Consider the following 23060-nt stretch of genomic DNA (forward strand, 5'->3'; position numbering starts at 1 on the left):
GATATTTGGTGTCGGTATAGGCGTACTAGCTCAGCCCCAACTTGCTGTTAGGTGCATGACTGCAAAAAGCAAACGTGATCTAACAAAAGCTGTTGGAATAGGCGGCGTATTCATTCTTTTGATGACTGGGGTGGCTTTTACAGTAGGATCGCTTACCAACGCCTATTTTGAGAAAGAGGGTGTAGAAGTAATAAAATCAGGGTACGACCCCACACTCTCAAATCAACAGATTAGAGATATGTACTTTAATTATGATGAAAATGGAAAACTAGTTAGTAGACCTTCAGAGTATGTCTACTGGACAGATTCAGCTATACCTGAATATGTAAACTACAGGTTCCCCAGTTGGTTTGTCATACTCTTCATGCTGCCTTTGATATCTGCAGCAATGTCTACAATTTCGGGGCAGTTCCATGCAATGGGTACATCTTTCGGACATGACTTTTATCATGTGTGGGTAAAAAATGCTTCAGAGAAGATAAATGCTGTAACTGCGACAAAAATAGGTATAGGCGCAACAGTTTTGATCTCCCTTGCTTTAGGATATATCCTTCCACCTGCAATAATTGCTAGAGGAACAACCATATTCTTTGGAATGTGCAGTGCCGTATTCTTGCCCGCCTACACAGGAGCTTTATTCTGGAGAAGGGCAACAAGGATCGGTGCTATAGTTTCGATGATTGGAGGATTCTTATCTTGGATCATATGGACTTTGTTCTTCAAAGTAGGTGAATCAGAGCCTTTGAGAGTATGTCAATTTATATTTGGAAAACCAACACTCCTAAATGCAAAAGCATCTTTGACCCAACTAGATCCATTCTTCATTGCAATACCAATCTCAGTTGCTCTTATGATAATAGTAAGTCTTCTGACAAAGCCTCCAGAGAAGAAGCTAATTGACAAAGCATTCAAAGGACTATAAAAAAAATATTTTTTTCTTTTTTAATCAATAACGGGATATAATAAAACATACCACCAGCTTTTCTTTTTTTTAAATTAACTTGAAATAATGAGTAGTCATTGCAATCATATATTCAGTAATTGATTACCAATGACGAAAAGTTTATATATTAATCATTTGCATACATTACATGAATAAACCATCGATTATATTTATTTTATTAATATCTATGCTAAGTTTTTCTTTGACATCTGTGTCTGCCCAGATAATAGATGTTAGTATAGACGGAAATGCCTCAGTCTATATATGCTACCCTTATGAATACAACGTTACTTTGACAAATACCTCTGTCAATGAAAGCGCTATTGATATTAATTATACAGTGTCACTTCCAACAGGATTTAGCACAACTGATCCCCTTACTTATAATATTCCATCTTTAGGTCCAGGGCTATCTGATAAAATAAAAATTAATGTTGATACTTTGTGCAATACTCAAGTTGGAAATATTTCTGTCAATGGATCTTATGATTATAACAACAGTTCCCATCCACTCTCTTTTACTAAACCAATAACAGTTTTACAAGGGGCAGTTACAATAGAGAAAACTCCTTCTACGCAAAACGCAACATTGGAAGAAAATGTTTCTTGGACAATTACTGTAAAAAGCACCGGTCTTGGCCCGATTGAAGACGTTTTCGTGACAGACATACTTGAACCTGGATTACAATACCTTTCTTCATCTCCCGCAGGAATTCAAACTGGACCGGGCGAGTATCAGTGGACGTCTACTGAGATATCCGACCTTTCCCATATGGATCCTGATGATGAGGTACAAATTCAAATAAGAGCAAAGATCATTGGATGCACAGAATTATATGATACAGCTAGAGTCACATGGGGGTGTGGAGGAGGATGCCAAACACAAGAAACTATAGCGAGCATAGCTTTTCAACCAAATCCCCCTAAAATTGATTATAGTGTTCCCTCATTTAATATAAATTATTGTGACACTGGAAATACATTCAATATACCAATTTCTAATACAGGCGGAACTGCGTACGATTTTAATCTATCTGCTGATTTTGGTAGCCTAACAGTCACTAATATTACTTCACCATCTGGCGCAACTTATAATAATGTTGGAAAATACTTCGTTGTAGGTGATATACCCAATGGAACTACAAATCTAACATTCGATTTAGTTCCTTCTGGTGGGTGGTGTGGGCCTTTACCTTCTGGTACAATTATATTTAGGCCCGAATACTTTTATTGTACTCAAGAATTCTTTCCTCCTGTAAAATTTGGGAGCTATTCTGTTCAGAACGTTCCATCGATCTCTGTTTCAAAAACAGGTGCACCTTCTCAGATGTATTTGGGGGGAACTATTACGTACAATATCACAGCATCTTATTCTGGCCCAACGTCCTGTGGAACTAGTACTGCATCAAATATAGTTGTAGTAGATACAATACCTACTGGTTTTACTATAACTGATGCAGGAGGGGGAAGTGTTTCAGGAAACACAATAACTTGGAACGTTACCCCTGCAGCTGGATTAAACACTTCAATTACTCTCCAGTCTCCAACTTATGCAGACTGTGAATATTGCTATACAACTGCAACTAATACTTTAAATGCTACAGTTACCGATTGTTGTGGATGCGTTCGAACGGCCTCTGCTTCACAGTCAACAATACTTGAATGTGCAGAAACTATATCTTCTGACAAATATGTATCTTCAAGTTTTAACTTTGAAAAATGCACCCCAATAAAATACACTAACGAATTTAACTTTTCAGACACAAGTTTCTGGGACGATGTAAATGTGTCAAACCTCAAATTCAGAGAAGAAAGGCCAAATAATCAAATCCTTCAAGGGCAAGTTAAAATTGATATTAATGGAACTTGTATAGTTTATTACACTCCGTCTGTCTCGACATATCTTGATGTTAATTTCTCTGATGTTGACTTCTCTTCATGTTTTGATGCAGATACTACTTCAATTAGGGGCACCAAGATAAGAATAGAATACAACATGTCCACTCAAAATTCATCAAGTCCCTCTTGCGGTTCTGGGTCTTTCTTTGACTGGTCAATTCTTAATACTGGTAAAACTGTAGTGGGTAGTGGATGTTATGAAAATTCTCAACAGATAAGAGAGGGCACATTTGTACCCGTAAATGATTCCGAGATGGGAATTAGTATTACTGGGCTTCCACCAATTGTTGATAAATGTGGAACATATGATATAGAGCTAGTCATTAACAGAAGTTCTTCAGTTGGAGCATATGATGTAGAAGTAGTCTTTCCTCTAAGTAATTATCACATCAATTCTGTTTCTTATGTGGGACATACGCCTTCAGAAAGTAACAATAGTCCCACAGATTTTGTATGGCAATATGGGGATTATTTTGCCACAAACACACAAGCAAGAATTTTAATGAATGTAACAAAAAAATGTACCGATCAAGGTGGAATGAGTTCTAACCTATACTGGGATGGTTTATGTAACAGAAATGGAACTTATGATAGGGAATGCCAAGATGGAGCTTCTCAAAATCCTTTGGTCCTAAGTGGAAACGTATGTCTTATGAAGGTTCCAGAGCTACTCTGGGCCACTACTAATCAAGCTACATGGAAACTCTGCCTCACAAATGCTGGAAGTGGTGCAAGCTACAATATTTGGCTTGAAGATGTAATCGGTTCAGGACTTTCTTATAACTCTTCAGTTGGAACTTATTCCCAACTTTTCATTAATCAAGATAGGAATGGCAATCCAATAAATGGGGCAACATGGATTATTGATAAAATTAATGCAGGCGATAAGACTGAGATTTTGTTTACCGCTAATATTGATTCATGTACCAATCTTACAAATTTAGCATCAACTAGTGCTGGCTGTTTAGGCGGAGATTGTCAGCCAATAAAAACAGATACTGCATCAGTTAGAATACCAAATACTGATGCCATCACTACCAATATTATTCCTCAGACAATTAATATGTGTGATCAGCAAAGTGCAACTGTTATCGTAAAAAATGTTGGTTTAACTTATGTTTATGATGTCAATGTGACGGCTACATTGCCAACAGGGATTTCATATGTTGTAGGTTCTGGAAATCCATCTGATCCTGAAAATGTCGGTGCGAACCCAATTAGGTGGACAAAAACTCAAATTCCAGGTTTAGGAGCTATGGCACCTTCATCTGAAATTGCTATTACGTTTACAATCCGTTCGAGCTGTGACATGCCTTCAACAGGAACATTTACATCACAGGCTACATATTTAACCCCATGTAATGACGGTAGAACGTCACCTCAAGCTTCTTCTCAAATTAGTAGAAGAACTCCAACTTTAGCTATAGCCAAAAGTGGTAGAAATCATACTACTGGCTCATCTTTTGCCGATAATGTTGCTGCAGAACCGGGCGATATTGTAGAATGGCGACTTGTGATAACAAATAGTGGAAATGCACCCGCAACAAATGTCGAATTTTATGATGTTTTGCCTACAAACATGACCTTTGGCGGCATTAGTACAAGTCAATATCCTGCAGTAGGCACTGTGCCCGTGGGCTCAGGAACATCGGCGGACCCATGGAGACACGGTACATTGTCAAACGTTTCAGGTAGCAATACTGCTACTTATTATGTTTGGGGAACTGTAAATGCAGGTGGCTGTGGGGCCGCTACAAACAACACTGCTTATGTTAGATACGGTTGTGATGACAATTGCAGGTTTACTTACATTGCATCTGGTGGCACCCGTTCTTTAAGGACTAGGCCAAACTTTGTTAGGTCTCAAACTATTGGTACTTTTACTACATGTGAAGGAGTCATAACGATAAGACTAAGGAATGATTCTGGATACCCAACAGCTTACAATGTTTTTGTAACATCTACATTGCCTCCGGGATTTGTATTTGATTCTATGATTTCTGGCCCTGATCCAATTCCAAATCCTCCGTCTAATCTTTCCCAACCTATTTGGTCACTCGGCAATATGACAGCTAGCGGAACAAACACAGTACTTCAATTTAGGGTCAAAAATGATGGATTAAGTTGTGGAACTGTAACGCCAGGAACAAATAATGTTAGAATAGATTACCAAGATAGTTGTGGGAATTCACTCAATGTAACAAATACAAGCGGCCTAATTACTCCTTTAAAACCAATTTTATCTATCTCTAAGACTCCTGCCATACAACCAGTCCCGCCAGGAGGTACTGGAAGCTGGACCATCACTGTTACAAATACAGGTAACAGTCCAGCCTACAATGTGACTGTTATTGATACGTTAAGCGCTGATTGGGAAGCACCAATAGTCGCAGGAAATGGAACAAATGGAGAAATGCCGAATGTTGTTGGCAATACTATAACTTGGCAGATACCAGGTCCAATTGCACAATCAGGAGGTACATGGTCGGCAACTTTATCGGCTAGATTAAAAGTTGATGCAGGTACAGGAACAAACGGAGTTATTGCAGTGGGCAAATGCTCCAACGGATGCATATACAGCAGTGCAACTGATAGTGCAAGGATAATCAATATACAAGGCCTATTTAAAGAGTCAGAAAAAGAAAAAGCAACAATAGGAGAAGAAGTAGTATTTGATTTGGCCGTGGTATATTCTGGGGTAGGTGCAAATTACACTAATACAACTATAGTTGATCATTTACCTGATGGAATTGAATATGTTTCTCATACTTATGCTGATACTTACGGAGGAACAATTCAACAGTTTAATCAAAATGGACAAGTTCTTACTTGGAAATTAGGAACTCCGCTCGGTGCATCAAATAGAAATTTCTTGGGGCCAAATAATGTGTTAATTAAAATCACCGGTAGAATCAAGAACATTCTACCCGATAATGTTACAGATGTTATACTAGTAAATAATGCTAATACAAGTTTTATTCAAGATTTGGCACCATACAATATAAGTGATTTAGACGATGTCAGAATCGTTGAACCAGAGTTGACAATTGAAAAGCAAGGAGATAAAACTCAAGGATTGCCTGGAGAAAATGTACATTATACAATTACTGTAGAAAATATTGGAAATAGCTCGGCCTTTGATGTTACAATTCAAGATCAAATACCTTCAGGCCTAATTCTAGTAGGTGGATCAATTACATCTTCACCTACAGCAGATACTACAATGGTAATTGGGGATATAATTCAATGGACTTACCTATCAATACCTCCAGACCAGTCAGTAACATTAGAGTATGACGCTACAATCCCTCCAGAAGGAGGAAGCTTTACCAATACCGTTACAAATACGGAGTACTGGTCTCTACCAAGTGGTAACGATGAAGGAGACAATACGGCCCACTTTCAGACGATTGGAATGTAATCTCACCCGGGACAGATTTGCAGAAGGTCACCCTAAATACAGATATTAATGTTCCCTCACCTGGAGGAATTGTATACTTTAGTCTCACTATTACAAATACTGGTGCAATGGCCTTAGATCCAGTAAAACTGATAGATTATTTACCTGATGGTCTCACATATAGGCCTGGTTATAGCATTGTAGGTGGCGTACCACAAGAACCAGATACTATTGTTGGGTCACCAGAAGTTCTTACTTGGAACAATATAGGTGCAATGAATCCAACAGATGTGATAGTAGTTCAATTCCAGGCAACAGTGGATCCAGGGAGAACTGGAACCTTCATTAATAATGCCACAGTCATAGGTACTTCAACGATAGGTGATGTAACAGACTCAGATGACTCTCCAGTTGGGGTAAAAGGTCCAGCAATTAATATAGTTAAATCAGTTGAACCACCATGGGGTAAGACAGGATTTACCAATCAGTACACATTGGTAATAACAAATACTGGTGAGGTACTATTAGATCCTGTTTCAGTAATTGATACGTTACCAGTTGGACTAACATATGCTAATTTGGCTACTCCAGTGCCCGATGCAGTTGTAGTTAATGGAGATGGGACAACTACGATAACATGGAACAACATTGGACTATTAGATGTTGGAGAAAGTAAGACTATAACCTTCTCTGCAAAGTTTAACGGTTATGAAAACAAGAGCATAAATTATGCGATTACAGAAGGTCAACCTCCAAATGGATTCCCTGTATCTGATGACGATCAAGTAGAAATATTAAAGCATCCTGGTGGAAATCCAAGAGAGTCTCTAAGAATAATCACAAAAGGATACATGAAGAGATGCGATCTATGTTATAGCAGGGATTTGGCCAAAGAAGCAAGAAACTTGATTACTAATCAGAATGTGCTCGATGAAGATGACACTTGCTGCAGACCTGACGATATTATCGAAGAACTAAAGATTGAGGTAATGAAAAAAGGACTTGATAGAGATCCAAGGTACCTTAGGGCTGTAGAACTACTTGATAAAGCAGACGAACTTTGTGAAGAGGCACAGAATGCATACGACAAGGGTAACTATGGGCTTGCACAAAGATTAACAAAAGAGAAATGTGAAGCAATCGGAGAAGGAATGAGGCTTCTGATAGAAATCTTATCAAAATAAAAATAAATTTATTTTTTTATTTAAGGTAAAAATACCTCATTTTCTATCTTCTGAGGCAAGTATTCTTTGGCGACAAACTCTAGAGATTTATTTGCAAGAGCCTGCTGCTCTATCCTGACCCCAAGCTTTAGACACTTTTTCATCTGTTCCTGCCAGTCTTTGTGTTTAAACCACTCGTATTCCATTATCTCATTGATTCTTTTCTTGTCCATGTCCTTTAGCTTTTCAGTAACTTTTTGAAGTCCGTACTCGTCTATATCATCCATAGTCATACCTATAAACTTTGCATCCGGGACTCCAAGTCTTCTAGAAAGGTATGCTAGATTCATTGAACCTTGCTTTATTGTAGAGTAGATGTACCATCCGTAAGGATCGCCATCTGTAAACACATAAACAGGTAAGTTCTTTTCAGTATGTAGTCTATTAATCAATCTTCTGATACCTCTTGGAGCCTGTCCTTGGCATGCCACAAGCAGTGCATTGTTGCCCTGAGCAAACTTTTCTTCAATAAGCCTATCACACATTGCAGCAGTTTCGATAACAAGAATATATTCGGCATTCAGGTCCAAAAATTCTATATCTTCTACAGTACCTGGAACTGCCCATCCGCCTCTACCAAGTTTTGAGGCGTTAAACTCATCATCACCATCTTTTAGGACTACATCTCCGTAAATATAACCTCTTCTATCTGCAGTAAGATTCAATTCTTCTCTCAATATATCAAGTGCTGTTTCTAGGTCTTCAATAATGGGATTAGATTCTATCTGGTCATCAAAAGTATTCTCTTTGGATCCTTCCACTGTATGCTTTAAGGCATAGTACAACTCTCTTATACCAGCGTGCTTGTTCTCTTCGACAAGCCTTCTGCAGTATGAAGCAACAAGAACAGTCTGCATAAACTTCTTTGTATGTGCAACATTTAAGAAGTGCCTCTTGGAGAACTTATCTCCCAGCTGTATAACTTTCTCCTCGTCATCAAAGTATACGTTAGATTTACCTCTTTGGGGTATCTTTATCGAAGGGCTTTCTTCTCTCATTATCTGCCCATAAAGCTCCTCACCAAACTTACCGAGTGTTGATGGAATGTCTTGAGATTTATTCTCCATTTTCAATCACCTCTTCCTCACCGTTTTCTTCAGATAATGTCGTAGATTCTTCTTCGTTGCCATTTGTTTCTTCAAAGTCATACTTTTTCTCAACTATGTCAGTCAGAGCTTTGATTATCTTAGAGTTATCATCTGTTTTAATCAGGCTTCCAAGAGCATTGGATGTTTCTATTACATATCTTAGAAGAGTCTTCTTCTTTGTAAGCTTCTCATGGGCACGTCTTTTTCCTGATAGGTATCTCGATAAAGATCTACCTGCTTCCATAAGTGCAAATCTTATCTCGTTGTAGATCTCCTCTTCAGTTGCAATAGCCTGCTTACCTGCAGATGTGTACGGGATGTGTGTAGAAACAAGATTAACGAATATTGTAAGTGGTGCATTGTCATCTTTTACGCCATACCTTTTCCACTCAATTGATTTGGCAGCTTCTGTGATACAGCATCCTCCCTGATCAAAGATTAGTGGGGTTCTATTGGCGTATCTTATAATATCAAGTCCATTGTTACCGGCACCACCTCCATAGGCAAGACCTGCTTCAACGATAAAGGCTATACCTCCTTGGTATGTCTGAGGACTTCTTGTAACTGTATGTACAAATTCAGGTGCAAGAATTCCCTCAAGCCCAAGTTTCACAGAATCTGCGCCTATTGGGATAAGGCCCTCAGTTGGTGGGGCCATAAAAGTGATCTGCTTTATTGCACTGACTAGTTTTTCAGCATACTCCCAGTCTACTTTCTTGGGATTAATATCAAGGTCAAGGCCAGAAATCTGTTCTATTTCTTCTACCTTTTTAGTTGACACCCTTGTAAACTCAGAAACTAAAAAAGTCCTTACCCTTGTAGCACTAGAATTCTTAATCATGGAAAGTATATCATCAGCTGATGAACCGTGAGGGTGTGGCTTCATCTCTTTAGGATGTTTTGGGATTTCCCTGACATTTCTATCAAATAATATCTTTGTTCCATCTGGCTCAACAAAAAGAATTCTTGTGTGAGGATTTGCAATGGCAGTCATCTTAAGATAACTGTATGGGCCATACTTTGACCGGTTATATTGAAGATTCTTTGCCTCGAGATTTATCCTTGTCCCTCTCCACTTTTCAGGATTCTTCAAAGTTTCGTGTGATAGAATCTCTCCAGCATTCTTCTCAACATCTATTTTGATATTAACTTTGTTAATGATCTTGTCCCCAGTAGAAGTTACAACTTCAGTTGGCTTTCCAGTAGTAACTTGGGAGTACATGACTGCACCAGAAACACCAATCCCCTGCTGCCCTCGTGATTGAATATTTCTATGGGCTTTGCTACCTGCAAGCATCTTCCCAAAAACGTGAGGTATATAATCTAAAGGGATTCCTGAAGCATTGTCCTCCATTATGACTCTATAATGCTCAGGCCCTATTTCACTAATATAAACGGAAATATCCGGGAAAAGCCTGGCTTCTTCGCAGGCGTCAAGAGAATTTGTAACACCTTCGTGAACAAGTGTTGTTAATGAACGTAATTTACCAGTATATCCTAGCATTGCTGCATTCTTTTTAAAGAACTCAGAAACACTTTGCATTTTAAATGACTTAAATATTTCATCAGCATGTTTGACTTTCGTTTCTGACATCCAATTTCACCTATTGATAACTAGTTATTAATTCTTTATAAGTCTTGCTATAGCGAATTTTGGATTATTTTAAAATTTTAGATAATTTATTAGAAACTTCTTCTAATGTAGAATTAACAAATATAGATTTCTTTTTATTATGCTCGCCTTTTACGATAGTGGCATTCCCAAAAATACCTTTAAAATAGGCTAGAATTTCTTTGTTTGCCTGGCCTTTTATTGCAGGTGATGTAATTTTTAGCCTTATTCTCTTGCTCCATTCATTGTATTCAATGTGAAATTCACTGGAGTTTGCAACAACTTCAATTTCAATAATTGTGCCGCCTCTACTTTCTTTTAACGCTTCTAACATCTTACCACTAATTAGTTTTATAAACTCAATAAATTGAACTCTTAAAAAAGTTACTTAGAGGTAGTTATGGCAAGGATAACTTTTTTGGGTAGTGGAGGAGGAAGATTCATGACCATTACTCAAAAACGAGGAACAGGAGGATTCTATGTTGAAGATAGGATAAAGATTCACGTAGATCCAGGACCTGGGGCACATCTAAGGGCAATCCAAAATGGGCTTGACCCAAGAAAGACCGAGGCTCTTTTAATCTCCCACTGCCATACAGATCATTTTAATGATGTTCCTATAATGGTTGAGAGCATGACTGGGGGCATGTTGAAAAAAGAAGGTTTTGTAGTTGGCAGCAAAAGCGTCATTGAGGGAAGGGATGAGTTTGCTTCGATTATTTTTCCATATTACAGAAAAAATTTGAAAGCTGTCATATCTCTCTCTGCTGGGGAAAATATTGATATCAAGGGGCAGAAGATCCAAGCATTGAAAGCAAAGCATTCAGACCCATTTGCGATTGGATATAAAATCTTTACAGATTCAGGCGCCATTTCATATACTTCCGATACTGAGTATTTTAATGGAATGGAAGATCAGTACATTGGGTCTCGTGTAATGATTCTTAACGTCACAAGACCAAATGGAGATAGAATCCCATTTCATCTTACAACTGACGATGCAAAAAATATCGTAAAAAAGGTAAATCCAGAAGTGGCAGTTATCACCCATATTGGTTACAAGATGCATTTAAAAGGTGCAGAAGAAGAAAGGCGCTATATACAAGAAAGCACAGGTATTAAAACTTTTATTGCCGATGAAGGATTAAAGATTTATATGAATGGGCAACTTAGCTACCAAGAGACGGTGAAATAATGTTGGATAAAGATTACGACGGTAAAAAGATTGAAAAGAAATGGCAGAATTATTGGCTTGAAAAAGAGATATTCAAATTCAATCCAGACAAAAATGGCGAAGTATATGTTCTAGATACGCCACCGCCATTTACGTCCGGTTCACTCCATATGGGTCATGTAATGGATTTCACATGGATTGACTTTGTTCAGAGATACAAGAGAATGAGAGGATTCAACGTCTACTGCCCACAAGGATTTGACTGTCACGGCCTTCCAACTGAATTGAAAGTCGAGCATGAGTTTAAGATTTCAAAAGATGATAAAGAAGCTTTCATTGAAAAATGCAAAGAGTGGACTGCATATTGTGTTGACAGAATGAGGAGACAGATGACCGATATTGGGTACTTCCCTGATTGGTCAAGAATGTATCTCACAATGAAACCTGAATATGTTAAGCTCATTCAAAAGACATTAATTGATTTTTATCACAAAGGCCATCTATTTAGGGAAAAACACCCAATTCTCTGGTGTCCAAAATGCATGACTGCTCTTGCAAAGGCAGAAGTTGGGTATGAGGAAAAAGATGGAAAACTGTATTATCTTAAACTTCCAGTTGAAGGTGGAAAAGAGCATGTTGAGATTGCCACAACAAGGCCAGAACTAATGCCTTCTTGTGTTGGCGTATTCTTTAACCCAAAAGATCCAAGATATGAGAAGTTTAAAGGCAAGAGTGTAGTCCTTCCGCTATTTGAGAGAAAAGTTCCAATATTATCAGATGAAGAAGTCGATATGTCTTTTGGAACTGGAATAGTTTATTGTTGTACTTATGGTGATGAACAGGATATACTTTGGCAGAAGAAGTATAATCTTGAAGTAATAACTTCTATAACTGAGGATGGAAGGCTAAAGGCCGGAAAGGATTATGACGGCCTCCCAGTTAAAGAAGCAAGGAAAGTCATTGTATCTGAGTTAAATGATTTAGGGCTTCTCATTAAAGAAGAAAAAATGAAGCACAGAGTATTGCTTCACGTTGAAAGAGGTTCATGCAAATCCCCAATTGAGCTTTTACCTATGGAGCAGTACTTTATCAATGTAAGGGACTACAAGGACATGCTTATTGAAAATGGAAAGAAAATATCCTGGAACCCACAATACATGTACGATAGGTTCTATGACTGGACAGACTCAATGGACTGGGACTGGATCATATCCAGACAGAGAGTCTTTGGAACCCCAATTCCTTTCTGGAAATGTAAAAAATGTGGGGAGCTAATGCCTGCAAAAGAAGAGTGGCTACCAGTTGATCCAAGATTTGATACGCCAAAAGAAAAATGTAAATGCGGCTCCAATGAATTTATAGGGGAATCAGATGTATGTGACTGCTGGGTAGATTCATCTGCAACACCTCTTGCAATTTCAAAGTATAATAATGACGAGAAGTTTTTCAGTAAAACTTATCCTTCAACTATAAGGCCCCAGGGATATGAAATTATTAGAACATGGCTATTTTACACTTTATTTAGGTGTAATCTGATCACAGGAGAAAATCCCTGGAACGAGACATTAATACATGGGATGGTAGCAGGCCCAGATGGAAGAAAGATGAGTAAATCATTAGGAAATGTTATCGAGCCTGATGAACCCCTTAGTAAGTACTGTGCTGACGCATTGAGACAGTGGGCGCTTCTTGCATCCAAGGGAGAAGACTTCCCATTCACCTGGAAAGAAATAGAGCATGGTAACAGATTTTTAACTAAACTCTGGAACGTTTCAAGATTTATTGAGATGAATATATCTGATGCAAACACCAAAAACATTGATCTTGATTCACTTACAGTATCTGATAAATGGATTTTATCAAAGCTATCTGAGCTAATCAAGTTATCAAGAAAGGAGCTTGATGACTATAGTTTTGCTCTAGTTTTAAAGGAAATAAGAACATTCTTGTGGCATGAAGTTGCTGATAATTATATTGAGGTAGTCAAATACAGATTGTATAATAACGTGAAAAAAGACGAGGCAGCATTTACTTTAAAGACCCTGCTTAGAAATCTAATCGGATTGATTTCACCATACATACCGCATATAACTGAGGAGATATACAATGAAATCTTTAGTGATGAAGGAATAAACAGCATTCACCTCACAGAGTATCCCTCATTTGAATTCTACGATAAAGAGGCTTTCGAAAAAGGAGAAATTCTAAAGGACATAACTGTTGCAATAAGAAGGTACAAATCTGACCTTAAGATGCCATTAAATGCACCCCTAAATGCGGCGGTAGTTTACACTGAAAAGAATATTGAAGAACTCTCAGAGGACATTTCAAAGTCTATGAACGTTTCAAATCTAGAACTTAAGAGTGGAAAGCCAGATATTGACGAGAAGATAATCGAAGTCATACCACGATATGATATTATAGGGCCAAAGTTTGGGAAGGACGTCCAAAAAGTAAAGACTCTTTTGAGAGATAATATATCAAGTCTTGAAGAAAATGGAAAGATCACAGTCGATGGATTTGAGCTCGATAGGGACTATGTTGAAAGAGTAGAGCGTGAATTCTTCAAAAAAGGTATGAAAGTAAATATCATAAAGGACAAGAACTTTATTATTGAAATCTTATAAAAACACTTTTATATTTTTTTTATAATTTATATTTAATGGTTTATTTGAAAGTAGCATACAATGGGAGAGAGTTTTATGGCTCACAATCCCAGCCCGACGTTAGAACAGTTGAAGGGGACATAATTCAAACTCTGAAAAATGATGGTATAAATGCAATTAACTATGGCTTTCTATCTAGAACTGATAGAGGTGTATCCGCACTTTCAAATATTTTAAGGTTAGAAGTTGAAGACGATATAAACATAAGAAAATTGACCCATTCACTTGAAGATATCTGGGTATATGGTAAAACAAATAGGGAGGTTAAGTTTCCCTTTACTAAAACTTATAGATATTATCTTTTTGACAAAAACTATGATGAAACTCTCGTATCAAAAGGATTATCTTTTTTTAATGGAAATCATGACTTCTTTTCATTTTCAAAGTACAATGGAATTGATGAAACAAAAAGGACTATCGAAACAAGTTATAGAAAGGAAGGCCCAGTTTTTATTCTTGAATTTAAAGGTAATGGATTTTTATGGCAGATGATTAGGAGGATTGTTGGTTCTATAGTCGAATATGCCACAGGGGATCTAACTGAAGAGGATATCGTCTCTTCTTTAAATGGCGATATAGTCATCAGTACAATACCTTTTCCCCCAGAATATCTTCTCCTTTATAATATTGAAACAAAATGTGATATGTACTACGATGACTACGTTTTAAGATCATTAAAAAGAAGGTTCAATGAACTTTTTAGTGATTTTTCTGTAAGGGCTCTTTTAGAAAAAGATAGTTTGGCATATATCAGAGAAACAGAAAAACTTATTAATAGAGATTAATCTTTTGATTCTAACAGCCGGGTAGGGTAGTGGTCAATCCTTCGAGGCTCTGGACCTTGAGACGGTGGTTCGAATCCGCCCCCGGCTACTCCTTCTTTTTAAATCTATTAAAATCTGTAGTATTTAAGAATTAATAAAATATTAATACAATATTGAAGTAAAAAATTAACCCCAATCTTCGCCATCAATATATATCCAGAGTTCTCCAGTGAGCGCTGATCTTTCATCGCATTTCTGGTAGTACTTTTTAAAGGTCGTCTTTGTGGAAGCTGCGATTGAGCATATGCCTATCTCTTTTTCATCATCCTTTTGAATAAGATTATCGCAATTAACACAAACGTGTGGCCCTTTTCTATCTATAAGACTCATCTTATCCCGTAGGCTATTTTTAATTATTGATTTAAATATTTTGCTACTTGAAGGTGGCATGATTTCTTTTTAGCTTAATCAAAAGCAAATAATTTTAAAGTTAGAGTTAAAATAGTCGTTATGAATGATTTAAAGGAGCTTTTTTTCAATAGAAAAACAGTCGAGATCTTGCTTAGCATGCTTGAAGAAGAAAAACCTAGGTACCCAAAAGTGATTGCCGAGGAAGTTGGCTCCATATATCCACACGTTTTTAATATATTAAAAGAACTTGAAGAAGTTGGGCTAGTTGAATCCTATAAGGAAGGGCGAATAAGATTCATTAGACTTACAGCGGAAGGTAGGAAAATAACAGAGAAGTTTCAGGATATATATTCCGACTTAGATACATTTGAACAAAAATTCTCTGAAGAAAGAAAAAGAGAAGATGCTATTGCAATAAAAAGATTTAGCGAGAGTATCAAGTCAATTGAGCAAAGGCTTCTTTCTGAAAATCTTGACAAGAAGGATAGTTTTAAGGAAGTTTTGAAACTATCCAAGTTAAGGACAGAACTTGAAAGGACTAACTTTAGAAGTGATAACGACAGGGAAGAAAAGAATAAATTACTAAAGAGGATTTATTATATTGAAGAAAAAGCAAAGTTACTTTTGATAAAGTTCTAAGCCCCGGCCCTTTCAACGTAAATTGAGAGGACATCTACCCAGGCTGTTTCAAAACCTTTTTCTTCTTCAGTTCTAAAGGCATCTGTTGCCCTTTTTGTAGATTCTAGAAGTAGCTTTTTTAGATCTCTTTTGTCAATCTCTTTTGAGGCTGCTCTGCAGATAATTGAATCTCTGTCATTTTTTTCCATTGAGGTTACAATACCGTTTATGGCCTTTGCGTAACCTTTATTGAATTCTGTGTCTCCTAAATGTTCAGCAATCTGAAGATAGTTTTCTCTTGCTTTTTTCAAGTCTCCATTTTCTAAGTATGATACTAACAATTTTAATCTAAGTTTTACCTTTTCCAAATAAATCACCTTAAAGTTGCAATAATAATAATGTGGTCTTTTTCATATGGTGAAAGATCAATAGTTTCTATAATATCAAATTTTTTTTCAAGCTGCTTTATTTCTTCTTTGAAGATTTCTTCTGGCGGCTTAGCAGAATCAATGCTTCTTGCCTTAACACAATAGAAGACTGTTCCGCCCTTTTTTAGATACACTGAATTCTTTACCAGTATCTCTCTCTGGTGTTTTTGGGCAACATCCTGGTATATAAAATCAACTTGCTCAATCAAACCTGAGTAAAGATGTGGGCTTGAGGCGTCTTCAAGTATTGGGTAGATATTGTCTCGGACTTCACTGATATTGAGAAACTGTCTCATACTCCTCTCAGATATCTCAACAGAGAATATTTTTCCATTTTCTACAATGTCTGAGATATGGGAAACAGTAGTCCCTGTTGCTGCGCCAAGGTATAATATTTTTGAATCTTTTTTGAAAGGCAGATCCCTGTATCCTTTCATTATTGTAGCTGCAAGTTTTGACCTTCTCGGATTCCACTCTCTTAGCTCCTTTCCTTTGAAGTCAATTAACTTTTCACCGTATACTCTCTCCCCTCTAGTAAGATTTTTTGTGAAAAGCTTGTCACCATCAATAAAAACATTTGTAAAAATCTCTTCCATTAGAGATACTATCCAATGTGACTATAAAAGTATTTCTAAATAAAAAAATATTTTACTGTTTCCAGTAAATACGATCTATGCTAAGTTCATATCTTGAGACTCTCTTTTCTGGGTCAGGGAAAGATATTGTGAAGCTTTTTTTTGCTTTATCATTTACTTCTTTCACGATAACTCTATCGATACCTAGTTCCTTCCCGTCCTTTGCGTAGTACTGCCCTTTTATTGAAAAGTCAGTTGCATCTTTGCCACAATTATTAATTGCTTCTCCAGATACAATTAACTTATCTGATTCCCACTTGACTGTTGTAATTGCTAAATCTGGTGTGCATCCAGGTATCTCTTTATCTTTGATAATTACCCCTTCTGGAGTCTGAGCTATGCAGCCAATTAAAAGAGATGTTAAGATAAGAGTAGAAATTAAAATTATTTTTTTCATTTCATCCCTTTATTTATTTGATTTTGGATATTTTTAAGTTTAACTTTTTATTCTTCGTAGCTTATTCAATGAGAGCAATCCTAAGAGCGGTCCTAAAAATAATATTGAAAAAGCATACTTCCAGCTAACAATATCAACAACTATTGGTATTAGTTTAATTGAGATGATTGATATGAAAAATCCAATTGCAAGCTGTATCGTAACTGCAGTCCCCATATATTTTTTATCCCCTACTTCTGTAGCCATACCCGAATACTGAGGGCTATCTGCAACTACACTCATTCCCCAGATCAAAGCAATAATAATCATTGCAATGTTATTGACTCCAAAAGTAAATCCAATTATTAGAGAACAGAAACCGCTTATTGAAAGCATTAGAATGTTAAACTGGGGCTTCCCAATCTTATCAGCAATGAAACCACCAAAGAATGTTGTCAAAGAGCCAAAGAGAAAGATTAGGAAGGTGATTAGTGAAAAGAATAAAATTGAATTATCATTTGCTCCAGATTTAAGATAGGATTCCCTTAAGAAAATTGGGATCCATGCCCACATTGCATATAGTTCCCACATGTGGCCAAAATACCCATAGTTTACCAGTTTTAATTTTTGATTTTTTAGTATATCCCTCAAATTTTCTATTCTGAACTTTATTGTTCCTGCAGTGTAAGGCCCTTCATTTACAAACACAAAAACTAGTATGGCACTTACCAAAGAAGCAAGACCAGAAAAACTAATCAAGATTCGCCATTCAGGTATGCCTGTTAGATTAAAAAGGTAGGGCATCCCGGAGCCTAGGGCTAGTGAAGCGCCCATACATCCAACTGCAAATCCTCTTTTCTTTTGAAACCAAGAAGAAGCTAGTTTCATTCCTGGAGGGTATACTCCTGCCAAGAAAAATCCTGTAAAAAATCTAAGCACAAGTAGCAGTGAAAAAGATTCAACAAAGAAAGCTACTATAAAACTTGTTAGGCCACCAAGAGCTGCTGATGCTGCAAACACGTTTTTTGTTTTGAATACATCCGGCAAGTTAAGAACTGCATAGGTAAGAGCGCCGACTATGAATCCTATTGTTACTATTATACTTAGTAAACTTTTTTGAGAAGTTGTAAGGTTAAAATATTCTGTTAGTTGGGGGATTACCGCATTAGCACTAAACCAGAGCGAGAAGGATAAAATTGCAGATAAGGATAAAATGATTAGAATTTTTAAACGTGATTCAAAATGAAACATGGATTAGTAAAAGTCTATGGAAATATAAAGATTTGTTTCATTGAATCTATGAAACTATATAAATTCTCAAACATAGGGTAAATTTTAGATGAAGATAAACTCCTCTTAATCAAAAAAGAAAGTAAATACAATGGGAAAATTCTTAGAAGTTTCGAAGATACTCACAGACACTTGAAGAATTCAAGAAGATGCTAGGGCTTGTTAAACTTTCAATTCTAATCTTGAACTGAGAGCAGATGCGGGAACTTACTTATTATAAATTAAAAAAGAAAAACAGTATTTTATTTTTCTTTATATTTATTTGTTTTCATAATTTCTAGTTATTCTTTCTGCGTCTTCTATAATTTGGATCCATATATCAGAATCAATATTTTCAGGTTTTTCTTTTAATTCTAATAGTTTACTAATTAGATATATTTTTTTATTAACTAATACGTCATACGTATGCTTATCAATTCCTTTAAGATATCTTATTGAACCTCTTGAAATTGCTTGTATTACTCTCATAGCCTCTTTTTGAAACTCTTTAATTTCGTCAGTGCCATATCCCTCTATCGAAAAGTCTTCGGCTTTAGATATAGCAAGTTCTTCTATATCTTCAATTCCTTGTGCATGCAGTATTCTAGCCATTTCTTTGTTAATTCCTTTGATCTTCGTAAGTGATTGCCAATCACTATTCTCACTTTTTCCAAATAATGCATCTCTTAATCTAAGTCTGAATTCTCTACCTATAGGATTCTTTGAAATAATATAATTAGGGGGAAAGAATATTCTTCCTACTAGGGAATCACTTTTATAATAATCTCTTGTATATGCAGCAACTGCTGTCACTATGTCACTATGTTCTTCTTTATAAAAAGACCCTTCTTCTCTCTTTAGGCCTTCTTCCACAACCTCTAATGTTTCAGCATTTGTAACAAAATTTGCTTTGAGTATGCCATAAATTGCACTTTCTACATCTAAAAAGTCTTTATCTGCACCTAAACACAATATGAAAATAACTGGAATCCCGGGGTCTACTTTTCCATTTTTTAGTTGTTTTCTAAATTTTCCCATTAAGATATTTTTAGTTTTTCTTCCAGGAATGCAACTTATTTGACCTGAAACTTTGAACTCAAGTAATTCTTCAACTGTTGCAACTTCAATCAAAGCTGACTGCCCATTATATTCTATTTTGGCTTCAAGCTTACTGCGCCCAAACTCTTTGATGTCAGGCTCTTTATTAATTTTAAAAGTTGGTGCCAATCTAGAAAATACCTCTGCTTCAGCAAGAATAAATCTTGCATTTTCTATATCCTGTAATTTTTTTATATTTATCTCAATTTTATACCTATCCAGAATCTTAAATACTCGTTCCCAATAGAGTTGATATACATTATTCTTTGATTCACTACTATAAATGTGGGCTAATAAGTGCGGTTTTTTTGAAGTTGCATTTCTTATGAGCCAATCCTTTCCTATAGCTTTACAAATATAAGGATATTTTTCCAAATTTTTTTTCAGAGTGTCAACGTTGATTCTCGGGAGAGGATATAAGATGTGATTAATGACTTCAAGTGCTTTCAAAGTGTCTTCTTTATATTTTGCCCCTTCATTGTGATCCTTTCCAAGATTTATATTCTTTGTTATATCTTCATAATCCAAGCCTTTATTTACTCCAAATTCTCTAACTAGGGATATTGCCCTATTTCTTATATCTGAAGGATTATAATTTATTAAATCTGTTAAAATATCCTGTAAAAGCCTAAGGACAACACTTTCTTTTCTCTCGTCCCCTTTCCATTTTTCACACCATTCTATTGAATCTTGTCCTGAACCTAAAAAATCATTTAGTTCCCTTTCTCCAAAGTAAATCATCCTAGAATTGTTTTTGTCGATTTCTTCCTCAAACATTCTAATAACAGGAGTTACGCCGACTTCCTTTATTTTTAATTTTAGCATTTCATTTGCAAGGGTATACCTTGATTTTTCATTTAATCTTGTTCGTAATCGATCCACGACAAATTTAGAATCCCCTTTATAGATAAGTCCAAGAGCGTCATCAATGAAAGGATGATTTTTGTATTCCCTTTCAATTATAATTACAGCTTTTTTTATTAGCTCAATAGGAAATCCTTCTCTGAATCGAATATAATTAATAAAAGAGAGGGCAGTATTACAATCTGCATTTTCAATTTCTTTTTGTAGAACAATCAAAGCAGATTCATCATTTAATAAATTGATTCCTTTAACTAAACAATAAATTAAGATGTCTTTATTTTCTTGATGTACATTCTCTACATTATCAATAATATTAGGAAAGAATATTTTGAATTTGTCTAAATCAGAACTACATATTGCAACTAAAGAATTTCTCTGTAGAATACAATCTTCTGATACCAAGTTAGTCGTAACTTCTTTATCTAGAATTCCTTCTCCAAGTAGCATAGAAGTTATAATGCCCGAACATACTCCTGGACTTCTTCCCATATTTTGCATCTTTTTTATAATTTCACAAGTTATCTCATAGTTTCTTAGTGCAATTACCTTAATGGGATTGATAATTCTATTTATCATATAGTCACATATATTTTCTTCAATGAGTTCGATTAGAATTTTTATAAAAGAATCATTCGTTGAATATAATCTATCAATAAGATGGATAAGGGCAATTTTATAAAAAAATATACTTTCTTTAACTATTGAATCAAGAATTCCCAATAATTCATCATCTGATTTATCTTCAAGATATTTTTTAATTCCATCGTCATCTTTATGTAAACATAAATTATGGAGTATTTCAAGAGATTCCATAAATTAACAAGCATATCCTGATTAATAATATTTTGTATTTATAATTTTAGTAAAATCCGAAGAGAAGAAATAGAGTCTTCAGAATTTGAAAAATATATTTAGGAGGCTAAAAAAGACATTGAGGATGAAATTATTATATTTGTATTTAAAAAAGAGGGAAGCTAATATTAGTTCATTCTTTGAATTGATTGCCACATTTATGAAAAAATGGAATATACTCATTCTAGGAAATAACATGGAATCTATTTTAATTAACGAAAAAGAAAGATATACTTTCTTAAAACTTATTCTCAAACAAAATTTGGAAAAATATCCTCATGTCAGTGAAGCTATAGGAAAGGATTGGCTTGAAGAACTGGCTATGTATACAGATCTTACATTAAGAGCTATGGTACTTGTAATTATTAAGAATGCTTTGGACATATAAATATCTAAGGATAGATTAATCAATTTTTGTTAAATAAGCTTCAATTAATTTTTTACCTTCTTGTTCTTCCATATCAAAATTAGATTTAATCAAAAAGAAATTAGAGTTTGGAGATTTAATAGTAAACGTATATATAAGTTCATTGAACATATTTGCAAAAAAATAAATAATATTAGAGAAATTATTTGGAATATCTTTTTCTTTATGGATTTTCATTAGAAAATCATATATTTCAAAATTAGTTGGAATTTGCCAACTTGACATTTGTGTTTCAATATTATTAATGAATTTATTTAGGTCAAAATATCTAATGTCATTCGTTAAAAATACAATAGCAAATTTTTGAAATAGCTTACAATATTCACTGCCAAATATTTCTTCATCATATTCAAGATTATATTCTTGGAAGATTTTACCTGAATAAACGTCCTTTACAAAGTTTTGAGGGAATATAACCCCCTTGAAAGCGTATTTCTCGGAAATTTTATATTCAGATGCTCGTTCATTAAGATAATAAGAATAAAATTCCTTTCTTTCTTTCAGGCTTACTTGATGTTGAAATAGCTCTTCTGTAAATCCTATGAAGTCCATAAAAAAACCATCGACATCTTTATCTATTTCTTCAAGTTCAATATCCAAAGGCTTATTATCAAATATTTTCCGGAAAAGCTCCCTGTTTTTTAAGTCAAAATAAAATTCATTTATATTGTACCAATAACTGAATGAATAATCTGAATTTATAAACATAAAACTGCATTTACTAATCTTTGAATTATTTATTTCTATGTAATTTTTTTGAGTATATACAACATCGGCCATATATTTTTTCATTAACTCGTTTAACTCATGTACTTTCCTAAAGAATAATGCTTTATTTTGAAAAAATTCTACTAATTTATTATAATCTAAATCAGAATATTTATATTGACTTAGTTTGTTAATTTCTATCCAATCTTCTATTTTAATAATTGGATCATAACCTTTATTAATAAAAAATTCATGACTTGATTTTAATAAATAAAAATATTTACAAAAGTCTTCATCCATATTTTTTATATATTTGGGGATAGTACCTTCCTCTTTTTGAAATTCGCCATTTTCTAAAGAATCTAATATTTTGTTAAGCTTACTTCGCATAAGTTTGTCATGTTTATTAAAAAGTTCTTTTTCTTTTATATTATCATGAGCTTTTGTGAGATATTTAAGTAGAGGTATATCTTTTGTTACTTCTTTGATAGTTTCTTTTGATAGGTCTTTCGTTTTTTTCGTTATGTCTTTCTTCTTTACCATTTAGAATAAAAAACATTTTGTTACTTTATATTTATTACTATACTAGAGAAATTCTGTTTTTC

Annotated in this window: 18 protein-coding genes and 1 tRNA gene; 9 read left to right on the forward strand and 10 right to left on the reverse strand. The window is 35.1% G+C overall.

The window, feature by feature from the left end:
- The 3 genes from HPY60_05005 to HPY60_05015 all read left to right on the forward strand — a co-directional run.
- A partial coding sequence (locus tag HPY60_05005) for a hypothetical protein (GenBank protein ID NPV50540.1) occupies positions 1–922 on the forward strand: 922 nt, incomplete at its 5' end.
- Between the two features lie 169 nt (positions 923–1091).
- Complete coding sequence (locus tag HPY60_05010; GenBank protein NPV50541.1) at positions 1092–6263, forward strand: DUF11 domain-containing protein; 5172 nt, start codon at positions 1092–1094, stop codon at positions 6261–6263.
- 17 nt (positions 6264–6280) lie between these two features.
- On the forward strand, positions 6281–7426 hold the full coding sequence (locus HPY60_05015) for a DUF11 domain-containing protein (GenBank protein NPV50542.1): 1146 nt from the start codon (positions 6281–6283) through the stop codon (positions 7424–7426).
- A gap of 20 nt (positions 7427–7446) precedes the next feature.
- On the opposite strand, the gene HPY60_05020 is transcribed toward HPY60_05015, so the two are convergent.
- The 3 genes from HPY60_05020 to HPY60_05030 all read right to left on the reverse strand — a co-directional run bounded on the left by HPY60_05020 (position 7447) and on the right by HPY60_05030 (position 10499).
- On the reverse strand, positions 7447–8532 hold the full coding sequence (locus tag HPY60_05020) for a DNA topoisomerase IV subunit A (GenBank protein ID NPV50543.1): 1086 nt from the start codon (positions 8530–8532) through the stop codon (positions 7447–7449).
- Positions 8522–10147, reverse strand: coding sequence for a DNA topoisomerase VI subunit B (top6B, locus tag HPY60_05025; GenBank protein NPV50544.1), 1626 nt, complete (start codon positions 10145–10147; stop codon positions 8522–8524). Before top6B ends, HPY60_05020 begins: the two co-directional genes overlap by 11 nt.
- 64 nt (positions 10148–10211) lie before the next feature.
- On the reverse strand, positions 10212–10499 hold the full coding sequence (locus HPY60_05030) for a YggU family protein (protein NPV50545.1): 288 nt from the start codon (positions 10497–10499) through the stop codon (positions 10212–10214).
- A 66-nt stretch (positions 10500–10565) separates the two neighbouring features.
- Between HPY60_05030 and HPY60_05035 the strand changes: the two genes are divergently transcribed.
- The 4 genes from HPY60_05035 (at position 10566) to HPY60_05050 (ending at position 14878) form a co-directional block, all read left to right on the forward strand.
- Positions 10566–11360, forward strand: coding sequence for an MBL fold metallo-hydrolase (locus tag HPY60_05035; GenBank protein ID NPV50546.1), 795 nt, complete (start codon positions 10566–10568; stop codon positions 11358–11360).
- A complete protein-coding gene (locus HPY60_05040; protein NPV50547.1) occupies positions 11360–13966 on the forward strand; it encodes a valine--tRNA ligase in 2607 nt (868 codons plus the stop codon). The genes HPY60_05035 and HPY60_05040 overlap by 1 nt, the downstream gene beginning before the upstream one ends.
- A 35-nt stretch (positions 13967–14001) precedes the next feature.
- Positions 14002–14790, forward strand: a complete 789-nt coding sequence (locus HPY60_05045; protein ID NPV50548.1) for a hypothetical protein — start codon at positions 14002–14004, stop codon at positions 14788–14790.
- 15 nt (positions 14791–14805) lie between these two features.
- Positions 14806–14878 (forward strand) — tRNA-Gln (locus HPY60_05050).
- A gap of 77 nt (positions 14879–14955) precedes the next feature.
- On the opposite strand, the gene HPY60_05055 is transcribed toward HPY60_05050, so the two are convergent.
- Positions 14956–15159, reverse strand: coding sequence for a hypothetical protein (locus tag HPY60_05055; protein NPV50549.1), 204 nt, complete (start codon positions 15157–15159; stop codon positions 14956–14958).
- Between the two features lie 120 nt (positions 15160–15279).
- Between HPY60_05055 and HPY60_05060 the strand changes: the two genes are divergently transcribed.
- Positions 15280–15819 (forward strand): winged helix-turn-helix transcriptional regulator, encoded by a 540-nt coding sequence (locus tag HPY60_05060; GenBank protein ID NPV50550.1) that lies wholly within the window; start codon positions 15280–15282, stop codon positions 15817–15819.
- Here the strand turns inward: HPY60_05060 and HPY60_05065 are convergent.
- The 5 genes from HPY60_05065 to HPY60_05085 form a co-directional block, all read right to left on the reverse strand.
- Positions 15816–16166 (reverse strand): hypothetical protein, encoded by a 351-nt coding sequence (locus tag HPY60_05065; protein ID NPV50551.1) that lies wholly within the window; start codon positions 16164–16166, stop codon positions 15816–15818. The two genes, HPY60_05060 and HPY60_05065, sit on opposite strands and share 4 nt — an antisense overlap.
- Positions 16167–16171: 5 nt before the next feature.
- On the reverse strand, positions 16172–16822 hold the full coding sequence (locus HPY60_05070; protein NPV50552.1) for a fibrillarin-like rRNA/tRNA 2'-O-methyltransferase: 651 nt from the start codon (positions 16820–16822) through the stop codon (positions 16172–16174).
- Positions 16823–16874: 52 nt separating this feature from the next.
- Positions 16875–17258: a hypothetical protein gene (locus HPY60_05075; GenBank protein ID NPV50553.1), complete on the reverse strand. Its 384-nt coding sequence runs from the start codon at positions 17256–17258 to the stop codon at positions 16875–16877.
- Between the two features lie 39 nt (positions 17259–17297).
- Positions 17298–18488 (reverse strand): MFS transporter, encoded by a 1191-nt coding sequence (locus tag HPY60_05080; protein NPV50554.1) that lies wholly within the window; start codon positions 18486–18488, stop codon positions 17298–17300.
- A 297-nt stretch (positions 18489–18785) separates the two neighbouring features.
- The gene (locus HPY60_05085) at positions 18786–21281 is read right to left on the reverse strand and encodes a hypothetical protein (protein ID NPV50555.1); all 2496 of its coding nucleotides are present in this window, start codon (positions 21279–21281) and stop codon (positions 18786–18788) included.
- Between the two features lie 235 nt (positions 21282–21516).
- Between HPY60_05085 and HPY60_05090 the strand changes: the two genes are divergently transcribed.
- Positions 21517–21708: a hypothetical protein gene (locus tag HPY60_05090; protein NPV50556.1), complete on the forward strand. Its 192-nt coding sequence runs from the start codon at positions 21517–21519 to the stop codon at positions 21706–21708.
- Positions 21709–21723: 15 nt separating this feature from the next.
- On the opposite strand, the gene HPY60_05095 is transcribed toward HPY60_05090, so the two are convergent.
- Positions 21724–22998: a hypothetical protein gene (locus HPY60_05095; protein ID NPV50557.1), complete on the reverse strand. Its 1275-nt coding sequence runs from the start codon at positions 22996–22998 to the stop codon at positions 21724–21726.
- Positions 22999–23060 lie beyond the last annotated feature (62 nt).

Origin of the sequence: Methanofastidiosum sp. (assembly GCA_013178285.1) — an archaeon.
In the GTDB taxonomy this organism is placed as follows: domain Archaea; phylum Methanobacteriota_B; class Thermococci; order Methanofastidiosales; family Methanofastidiosaceae; genus Methanofastidiosum.

What these genes read in the sequence shown, in the direction of transcription:
- top6B (NPV50544.1), bottom strand. Translation starts at nt 10,147, where the DNA reads ATGTCAGAAACGAAAGTCAAACATGCTGATGAAATATTTAAGTCATTT.
- HPY60_05075 (NPV50553.1), bottom strand. Translation starts at nt 17,258, where the DNA reads ATGAAAAAAATAATTTTAATTTCTACTCTTATCTTAACATCTCTTTTA.
- HPY60_05090 (NPV50556.1), top strand. Translation starts at nt 21,517, where the DNA reads ATGGAATCTATTTTAATTAACGAAAAAGAAAGATATACTTTCTTAAAA.
- HPY60_05085 (NPV50555.1), bottom strand. Translation starts at nt 21,281, where the DNA reads ATGGAATCTCTTGAAATACTCCATAATTTATGTTTACATAAAGATGAC.
- HPY60_05080 (NPV50554.1), bottom strand. Translation starts at nt 18,488, where the DNA reads ATGTTTCATTTTGAATCACGTTTAAAAATTCTAATCATTTTATCCTTA.
- HPY60_05070 (NPV50552.1), bottom strand. Translation starts at nt 16,822, where the DNA reads ATGGAAGAGATTTTTACAAATGTTTTTATTGATGGTGACAAGCTTTTC.
- HPY60_05035 (NPV50546.1), top strand. Translation starts at nt 10,566, where the DNA reads ATGGCAAGGATAACTTTTTTGGGTAGTGGAGGAGGAAGATTCATGACC.
- HPY60_05020 (NPV50543.1), bottom strand. Translation starts at nt 8,532, where the DNA reads ATGGAGAATAAATCTCAAGACATTCCATCAACACTCGGTAAGTTTGGT.
- HPY60_05010 (NPV50541.1), top strand. Translation starts at nt 1,092, where the DNA reads ATGAATAAACCATCGATTATATTTATTTTATTAATATCTATGCTAAGT.
- HPY60_05055 (NPV50549.1), bottom strand. Translation starts at nt 15,159, where the DNA reads ATGAGTCTTATAGATAGAAAAGGGCCACACGTTTGTGTTAATTGCGAT.
- HPY60_05060 (NPV50550.1), top strand. Translation starts at nt 15,280, where the DNA reads ATGAATGATTTAAAGGAGCTTTTTTTCAATAGAAAAACAGTCGAGATC.
- HPY60_05030 (NPV50545.1), bottom strand. Translation starts at nt 10,499, where the DNA reads ATGTTAGAAGCGTTAAAAGAAAGTAGAGGCGGCACAATTATTGAAATT.
- HPY60_05095 (NPV50557.1), bottom strand. Translation starts at nt 22,998, where the DNA reads ATGGTAAAGAAGAAAGACATAACGAAAAAAACGAAAGACCTATCAAAA.
- HPY60_05045 (NPV50548.1), top strand. Translation starts at nt 14,002, where the DNA reads ATGGTTTATTTGAAAGTAGCATACAATGGGAGAGAGTTTTATGGCTCA.
- HPY60_05040 (NPV50547.1), top strand. Translation starts at nt 11,360, where the DNA reads ATGTTGGATAAAGATTACGACGGTAAAAAGATTGAAAAGAAATGGCAG.